We start from the raw sequence: 7,205 nt of genomic DNA on the forward strand, positions 1-7,205 counted from the left end.
ACCAGTGCCGAAGCGTCAAAGACCCAGCTCACATCACCTGAAGCCAAGCCCTCGAAGTGGTTCGGGGGAGCGAAGGCAACCAGGCTGTTGAAGTCCCAATAGTCTTTCCGTAGCCCGCACCTAGCGCTGTGCTGTGACCTGGGAAAACGAGGTCAGGGGTAAACGCTATGGACTGAACTATTTGGACATCAGCAATCAGCATAGTCCGTCAGGGCCACGCGGAGTTGCCGCCGATCACCCGGAAATGAGTCACGCCGATCATTTTCGCATCCAGCGAACCATTTTCGACACATCTCTCCCGTTTTTGCAGGATTCCAATCGTTTTCGTATACGTTGCACCACAACGAATTTCACGTACTGCACCGCACTGTCTTGGGCTATGCTTAGCGCACTTACCGCAAAGCGCGGAAAGGCCCCGGCGACGGCTGGCACCGCCCCGGGGAATGGCCGAAACCTGTACAGGAGATCCGACAATGCCAAACGCTACCCCCACCGCCCAGATTTACCGCGTTTCTCTCCCGGCCGGCGCACGAGGGACATCGGGCTGGGAAGTCAACGAGACGGGCGGCGGCATCACAGTGACGCGCACGTTCACCATCGAATGCCCCCACAGCCGCGCTATCGCCGGAACTCAAGACCTCACCGGCAATGTCATCGAAGCGCGCGTGATCCAGGACGCATCCGACCTAGACCTCGCAGCTGTCATCGAAAGTGAGGAGTGCTGGCCCCTGATTCGTTCGTGGCTTGACGAGCTGCTTTCAGGTGGCGACGCCTATGGCACTGGTGCCAACGCTTGACGCTGAGCGCGGGACTCGCACGCGATGCCGTTGTGGTCTTTATCCAGCGCGGGCCTGTAAGCGGGGTCATCCGCGGGAATGTTCCAGCGACCATCCTTATGGGCTTCAGCGCAGTTCTTGTAGTAGACCCCCGGCCGGCTCGGGGCGGGCGTGAAGTGGGTGGTCGGGTACGGGGATCGCGGACGCTGAAGGGTAGCGCCTCGCCTAAGCAGGGCCGCAATGATGATGATCAAGCAGATCACGATGATTGCGATGAGTAGCCAGGCGATCACACGCGCCAGTCGGTCACGTGTCGTCTCGCTGACGCGCAGGGTGGGCATGCATGCATCGTCACTGTGCCGTTCTCGCTGCCACAGCAACTTCAGACAGACTTCCAGCAACCTCCCAGTTGGCCCAGCAGACCGGGGTGGTTTTCTTAATGTGTGACGAAAGGTAGACCCTGATGCCAGAAGGACCTGGGGAAACACAATACATTGTGCCGGAACCAATTGTATTCGATTTAAGCCCCGAGGGTATGGCTGTTTTCTCATCAGACATAGACGTGGCAATGAAGGCCATATCGCCAGGGCGGTTTTCCGCCGCTAAGTACTTTTTGATTTGCTTATCGATTGAGTTGGCGTTAAAAAGCACGTTACGAAGTCGGGGAGTTTCCAAGGAGGAACTTGAAGCTGCCGGCCACGATCTAGGTAAACTCTTGAGACGGTTTGTTGACTGTGTTGACTGTGAGGTAATAACAACCAGCGAAGGTAACCTGATTCGACAGATGGTCAGGTTCTATCATAAGGAAGCTGGTAGCAAGAAAGGGCTTGTTTATTTTGAGAGAAATATGAATATCCAGGCCCTGCAAGCTTATAAGGATTTGCCCGACATTAAGAAGCTCGAAAAGGCCCACGATAAAATTCAGGCTTATCTAAAGGAGTATGTCTTTAATCTAGAGGACTAGCGGCTTCAAATGCGAAGGGCGCGGCACCGAGTGGCCCGGGCTCGGCTCAACCCAAGCCCGGAACCCTCGGCTTTAAACGACGTTCTGCCAGCTACGAGAGGCAGAACTTTTCTTCCGTACTTTGCTCGCGGAGACGAAGATTTCGTACGGGAAGTAAAGGGGCCGGGACGGTGACTGTGCCGCCCCGGCCGGGCGCAGTCGGACTACGACCCACGCCCATCATCGCCCGCGCAGCCGGGGCCAAATCGGCGCAGCAAGGCGAAGCATTGAAAGTTAGGGGTGGGCCGGGGAGAGGGCTGATAAGGAACCCCAGGGATGCTCAATCATCCCGGCGCTATCTCACTCCCCGGCCCGAGCTGCAATACGGAAACCCCGTTGAGGCGGGGCATTCCAGCGGTGGAGAAATAACTAGTAAAAACACCGCCCGCATGCAGCATGCCGCAACTGTGGGGGAGGCAAAACAAACCCCGTTGCGGACTTACTTAGTTCGCCAGTCGCGCGTCTTACTAGACGCCTCTGGCATTCCCACCACAACAGAAAAAGGTGGGAACGGTTTGTTACTTTCGCGAGCCTCGACGCCGCGGAGGCGCGGCAGGCTCATCGTGCACAACCTGCGGCGGTTCATCGCTGACCACCCACTGATTGGTGATCCACCAATCCGCAAGGCTTTCCGGTACCTCGGCAACTTGAGCCGGTAAGTAACGGTTGCCCTCGTAGGACACCGAGAACGGCGGCAGTACCTTCACCCGACGCAGAGGCTCGGGCTTCGCTACCGCTTCGGTACGGTGCCCGTGCTCATCGGTCTGAATGAAAGCCAAGTCAGTGAAGAACTCAGTCTTACCGCGGCTTGATTCACGCCCCAACCGGGTCTCGAAGCTATCCATTTAGGCCGCGGTCGGCAGATTCGAAATCGCCAGCACAGCGGCAGGACGTTCCACCGCCAACACCAGGCGTTCCTCAAGGACGAGTCGCGCGATGTTTTGCACGAAATCCGTGCCCGAGTGCCCGACGTGGACCGTAATCCCTTCGCGGACAAGCACCTTACCGAACTTGCTGGTGTCCAGCATCAACGCCGAACCAGCGGCGATGGCAGTCGTCGGGACGATCCGCACACCGAACAGTTCCCGGGCGCCTTGCTCAGTGGGATCACCGATCAAGAAATTACCGAGAGTGTTCTTCAGCCGGCGAATTGCCGAGTAGGTGGTCGGATGCATCACGATCAGGTCGGCCTCGGCCAGTGCGGAACCCACACGCAGCTGCGCAATCGACATCTCGATGCTGTCCAGGGCGGTGACGTTGGTCCCGGTGTCGGCCGAGGCGTCGTGGGTGAGGATTCCCGACGTGTTCAGGAAGCCCGTCATGTTGCCCGAAGTGCCTGAGCCAGAAAGGATCTGGGCGTTTTCTACGTCCATGATTTCCTTCATGACCTCGGCCTGCGCGTAGCCGTAGAACGTCGGGTAATCGCTGATCGACTCATACGAGATACCGACGTGGGCGGCTAGCTTGACCGCAGTCAAAATCTGCTTGTCGGTGTTAAGCACGACCTCGGGCTTGGTGCCACCCTCGGCCACCGGGGTCGGCGCGCCAGTGGTGCTGGAATGCACGATGATCTCGTACGACGGGGCGGAGATGGCCGTGGTCGGCAGATAATCCAGCAGCCGGTGCTCGTGGATCTTGGCCAGCACACCGGGCGCTAGCTCCGGCGGGAGCAGCGAATCAACGGTGCTGAACGCTTTCACGCTGGCGGTCTGCCGCTTGCTCACGGCGTCATACAGTGTCTTGGCCGAAGCGTCAGAGAACCGCAGCGGGTTGAGCTGCGCCCCGGTCAGGGCCTTCTTTCCCACCTCGGCATCGGCGAAGCCGCGCTGGCTTCCGCCCGCCGCGATCACAGCATCCATGGCCCGAGAGCCCTTTTTATTGCCGACGAATTTGTCAATTGCCTTAGCGACTTCGTCATGGGTCGACGCCCGGACGAGTTCGTGGGAAGCGCGTCATAGGTCTTTACATTCATTTGTGTTTTTCAATTTTCTTTCGTTGGTAGTCGTTATTGGACTTCCAGCGGCGCGGGCTACCAAAGTAGGCGGCGCGGGTGGTTGGCTTCTATCCAGTGCGGGTTATCTTCAGCGGGTCCGAAGAGCGGCCGAAGATAAGCGGCGGGGACTGAGCCAATTAGGCGGTTAAGCCTAAGTCTCGTGTAATGGCCCGAAATCCAATTCTCCGGGCTATTTGCGTGATGTCTGGTGTCACGACCTCACGGGCCAACGGCCACGCGGCCACTGCCCTTACAGGGCTTGCGGAAACCATGCGCAGCCAAACGGCCCAAGCCATCAACGCGGACGGCGACGCCGCAAACCGGGCATTGCCTCTTTTGGCGAGTTCTAGCCATAGAAGAGGGCTATAGCCGTGGCGTAGGGCCACGGATCACTCAGAATCCGGGCCGGATCACCACTCAGGTATCCATTGCGGTCAGTAATCCCCGGCACACCCTCGCCGGGATCATCAGCGGTGCAGATACGCGGCAGCGCCAACTCAGCGACCAGCGGGCGGAGCGCCGTGGTCAACGCCAGGAACCTCTCGGCATCGGCCGGCAGAGAGTCGCGATGCACCTTCAGCCGGTATTCCTCCCAACTCGCGGCCAGGGCCGCATAGTCGGCAACCCGCTTCAAGCTGACCGGGCGGGGCGGTCGGGTCCACGACCGAATCTCAGCCACACGGGCTTCAACGCTCACCTGTCCATTACCTCCGTGAGCAATCGATCCACGTACGCGCCGCCATCGACATCGCCCTTATGGGAAAACAGCGGGATAGCCCGACTCAGCCGGATCAGGTCAGCCCGACTCGTATGCAGACCCGTCAGCGACGGGTTCTTCACCAGCCCGGCATCGCGGCCGGGGATCAGGGTGCCGTGGTCCTCAACGTCTTGCCAGAACGCCCGGTACAGGACCAGTGTCTCGGCGAAGACGGCCAGCAATTCGGTATCGATGCTGGTCCAGCGGCCCTCCCGGTATAGGCGCTCGGCATGGCGCTCAAAGACCACCATCGCGTCGCCGCATAGCGGGCGCGGCGGAGAAAAGGTATTATTCAAGAGTGGTTCCTAGCAAAAGTCGTTGTGACACAATGGTTTTCGCGCACTGCGGGTGGTCGAAAACGCTTGTGTCAGTGAGGGATTCCCACAAAAACCAGTTTTCGAGGTCGTGACCGCTCAAGATTGCGCCCGAAGGGTCGGGAGGGCCGTTTTGGGTCAGGGATTCGAACCCACCCCCTCCCCTTGAAATGTCAAGGGAGACAAGGGCTCTGTTTGAATACTTCTGGACCTAATATGGTGACCATGGATGCAAGAGACGAAAGATCCCTGGACCACCTAATGGACAGCCTGAAGGCCCAACTCGATATGAACGGCCCCCAGATGCATATTGTTGGCAGCACGGGCGACGCCAAAGCGCTGATCCCGGTGTTGCACGCCATGGGTGCCATCATTGAAGGGCTCTACACGCAGATCGGCCGACTTGACGCCCGGCTCCACGCAATAGACGGCGAAGAAGTGTAGGGGCGGGCTCACATACCGGGCTGGGCGGCATATAGCCCGGCATTGTTCACGGGGGAGCATTTCGCTATCCCGCGTCAACCGTATGGGGCTACGCTGCAGGCGATTTCGTGTTAAGGAACGTGAATCACTTAATCGTGTCAGCGTGCGCTTGATAACCTGGGACCGTGAGTGAAGACACGCCCAAAAAGAAGAGGCCGGAGGACGAACCCCCCGAGGACGATGACGCTGACCCACAGCCCGACAGCTTTATCCACCCGGGGCACAGGCTCAACGTCCATGTCGAGCGCAATACCAATCCCGCGGAGTACGGCCCCAAGCCTTGGCTGGCGTTTCCCGAACGGCGTCACTACCGCTACCCCCCAGTTGGATTCGATACCGCGGAGGAAGCCAACGCATATGCGGATAAAGAAGTCCGGAAAGCGGATCGGGGCTTGACCGAGGAGGAGAGGAGCAATTGGGATTAGCCCCACAGCGCCTGCTGCCGGGTTACAGCAGGGCTAGACGATAATTCTCATCGGCGGACACCTTGAGACCGCCGCGCCGCATCATCGTCAACCGGGCATCATCAACACGCTTGCACTCGCGCAGAAGATGCGAATCCATGGCACTGTCCGTCCAATACAAGCGGCTCTGGATGTCGATCAGCTTCGCGTCCGTTGCGACGGCCTCGGCATAAACGGGGAGCAAGTCCCGCGATGCTACGTACGAAATGCTCTCTGTGACATCGACCCACGTGAACACCCAGTCCGGGTCTTGTGGGTCGTTAAAGCCGAATCCGTGCCTGGCGAAGCCCACCAGGGCGGCGTCCCCACGTCGCGCCCCAGGATTCGAGAGCTTGCGTCGTGACGTGGGATGCCGCAGGAAGGGGCATTGCTGCAAGGCAGCCCATAGGGCGCAGCTTTTGTGCATCGGCCCCGGGCGCCCAGAGATGTATATGTTATTGCGCCAAATAACCCACGGTGCCCGCTCCTCGTCTGGCGACTCAGTCCATACGTTGTAAACGTTGCCGGTCAGGTTGCAGCCGCAAGCGGAGCAGCGACGCCGCAAAGCCAAGGCGGCGGCGCGTACATTGTCGCCTGAACTCGTTTCCGGGAACGACATCGCCAGGGCCGCGAAGCGCTGGTGGCTGGCCGGCCGCGGGATGCGTTCCGGGAGGATCAACGGCCCCATCCTTGGTAGCCCTCGCTGCCAGGGCGGCTCGGTGAGCGCGCTAAAGGGGCACCCGCTCACAGCCATGCCAATCGCTTGTCGGGCGCAAACGGCATCGCCGCGGCGCAGAGGTTTGGCCAGTTCACCTTGTCCGCGTGGGCAAGGGCGGCTAGTTGCTTCATCTCTGCGGGGCGGTCATCCATCCAATGCAGCCAGGACGATGTGTCTATGTTGTCTTCGGCGACCGCCTGCTCATAGGCCGTCAGAAGCTTTGAATCACAAGGGGTTTCGTCTACCGGGTCGATATAGCCGAAGGATAGAAAGTCCTGCGGTGGCTGTGCGTCAGCCAGTACGACGCCGTGACGGCCGAAGCCCTGCACCGTCAAGCCCTCGACATGCTTGAGATACGGGCACACGAGGGCGGCATAAAGGGCGCACGATTTGTGCCCCGGCAGCGTTCCCGAGGCGGTAAATACGCCGTTCTCTCCGACTATTCCGCGTGCCCATTGGCGGTACACGGGGTGGCCGTCAGGCAGGCGATGCCCACACACGCCGCAGGCGCGACGCAAACCCAACACATTCGAACGCACGACGTGGGCCATCGGCTGTCGGGAGAAGTTCGCGGCCGAGGTCGGCAGCGGTGGATGCGGTGGACGCATGAGAGGCAGAGCGGCAATCCAGGGTGGCTCCGGCGCCCTCGTGATCATTCGTCTGTCTGCGGCGATTCTGGAGCCATTTAGAACAGTTCTGGAGCCGCGAACAGCAGCGC

The 7,205-nt window shown here is 59.8% G+C and carries 11 protein-coding genes and 1 pseudogene; 4 read left to right on the forward strand and 8 right to left on the reverse strand.

What is annotated here, in order from left to right:
- Positions 1-107, reverse strand: a pseudogene (locus tag A5652_RS26310) (nuclear transport factor 2 family protein); the annotation flags it as partial.
- A gap of 366 nt (positions 108-473) precedes the next feature.
- Between A5652_RS26310 and A5652_RS02180 the strand changes: the two are divergent.
- On the forward strand, positions 474-797 hold the full coding sequence (locus A5652_RS02180) for a hypothetical protein (protein WP_156745100.1): 324 nt from the start codon (positions 474-476) through the stop codon (positions 795-797).
- Here A5652_RS02180 and A5652_RS29055 read toward each other — a convergent pair.
- On the reverse strand, positions 773-1,327 hold the full coding sequence (locus A5652_RS29055; RefSeq protein WP_369805725.1) for an excalibur calcium-binding domain-containing protein: 555 nt from the start codon (positions 1,325-1,327) through the stop codon (positions 773-775). The two genes, A5652_RS02180 and A5652_RS29055, sit on opposite strands and share 25 nt — an antisense overlap.
- Between A5652_RS29055 and A5652_RS27325 the strand changes: the two genes are divergently transcribed.
- Complete coding sequence (locus A5652_RS27325; RefSeq protein ID WP_156745101.1) at positions 1,240-1,740, forward strand: hypothetical protein; 501 nt, start codon at positions 1,240-1,242, stop codon at positions 1,738-1,740. The genes A5652_RS29055 and A5652_RS27325 overlap by 88 nt on opposite strands.
- A gap of 557 nt (positions 1,741-2,297) precedes the next feature.
- On the opposite strand, the gene A5652_RS02190 is transcribed toward A5652_RS27325, so the two are convergent.
- The 4 genes from A5652_RS02190 to A5652_RS02205 form a co-directional block, all read right to left on the reverse strand.
- A complete protein-coding gene (locus tag A5652_RS02190; RefSeq protein WP_067346197.1) occupies positions 2,298-2,624 on the reverse strand; it encodes a hypothetical protein in 327 nt (108 codons plus the stop codon).
- The gene (locus tag A5652_RS02195) at positions 2,625-3,638 is read right to left on the reverse strand and encodes a phage major capsid protein (protein ID WP_067346199.1); all 1,014 of its coding nucleotides are present in this window, start codon (positions 3,636-3,638) and stop codon (positions 2,625-2,627) included.
- Positions 3,639-4,118: 480 nt separating this feature from the next.
- Positions 4,119-4,469, reverse strand: coding sequence for a hypothetical protein (locus A5652_RS02200; protein ID WP_067346201.1), 351 nt, complete (start codon positions 4,467-4,469; stop codon positions 4,119-4,121).
- The gene (locus A5652_RS02205) at positions 4,466-4,825 is read right to left on the reverse strand and encodes a P27 family phage terminase small subunit (RefSeq protein ID WP_156745102.1); all 360 of its coding nucleotides are present in this window, start codon (positions 4,823-4,825) and stop codon (positions 4,466-4,468) included. The genes A5652_RS02200 and A5652_RS02205 overlap by 4 nt, the downstream gene beginning before the upstream one ends.
- 243 nt (positions 4,826-5,068) lie before the next feature.
- Here A5652_RS02205 and A5652_RS02210 point away from each other — a divergent pair, with 243 nt between their 5' ends.
- Positions 5,069-5,287, forward strand: coding sequence for a hypothetical protein (locus A5652_RS02210; protein ID WP_156745103.1), 219 nt, complete (start codon positions 5,069-5,071; stop codon positions 5,285-5,287).
- A 164-nt stretch (positions 5,288-5,451) separates the two neighbouring features.
- Complete coding sequence (locus A5652_RS27330) at positions 5,452-5,751, forward strand: hypothetical protein (protein WP_156745104.1); 300 nt, start codon at positions 5,452-5,454, stop codon at positions 5,749-5,751.
- A gap of 22 nt (positions 5,752-5,773) precedes the next feature.
- Here the strand turns inward: A5652_RS27330 and A5652_RS27335 are convergent, their stop codons facing one another.
- Both A5652_RS27335 and A5652_RS27340 read right to left on the reverse strand, forming a co-directional pair.
- Positions 5,774-6,448: a hypothetical protein gene (locus A5652_RS27335; protein ID WP_156745105.1), complete on the reverse strand. Its 675-nt coding sequence runs from the start codon at positions 6,446-6,448 to the stop codon at positions 5,774-5,776.
- Between the two features lie 65 nt (positions 6,449-6,513).
- Positions 6,514-7,205 (reverse strand): hypothetical protein (locus A5652_RS27340; protein ID WP_232001065.1); only part of this gene is annotated, 692 nt, incomplete at its 5' end.

It is taken from the genome of Mycobacterium sp. 1165178.9, from assembly GCF_001673555.1.
Lineage (GTDB): Bacteria > Actinomycetota > Actinomycetes > Mycobacteriales > Mycobacteriaceae > Mycobacterium.

Excerpts from the sequence above, each read along its gene's own strand:
- A5652_RS02180 (WP_156745100.1), top strand. The coding sequence starts at position 474 with ATGCCAAACGCTACCCCCACCGCCCAGATTTACCGCGTTTCTCTCCCG.
- A5652_RS27325 (WP_156745101.1), top strand. The coding sequence starts at position 1,240 with ATGCCAGAAGGACCTGGGGAAACACAATACATTGTGCCGGAACCAATT.
- A5652_RS29055 (WP_369805725.1), bottom strand. The coding sequence starts at position 1,327 with ATGAGAAAACAGCCATACCCTCGGGGCTTAAATCGAATACAATTGGTT.
- A5652_RS02190 (WP_067346197.1), bottom strand. The coding sequence starts at position 2,624 with ATGGATAGCTTCGAGACCCGGTTGGGGCGTGAATCAAGCCGCGGTAAG.
- A5652_RS02195 (WP_067346199.1), bottom strand. The coding sequence starts at position 3,638 with ATGGATGCTGTGATCGCGGCGGGCGGAAGCCAGCGCGGCTTCGCCGAT.
- A5652_RS02210 (WP_156745103.1), top strand. The coding sequence starts at position 5,069 with ATGGATGCAAGAGACGAAAGATCCCTGGACCACCTAATGGACAGCCTG.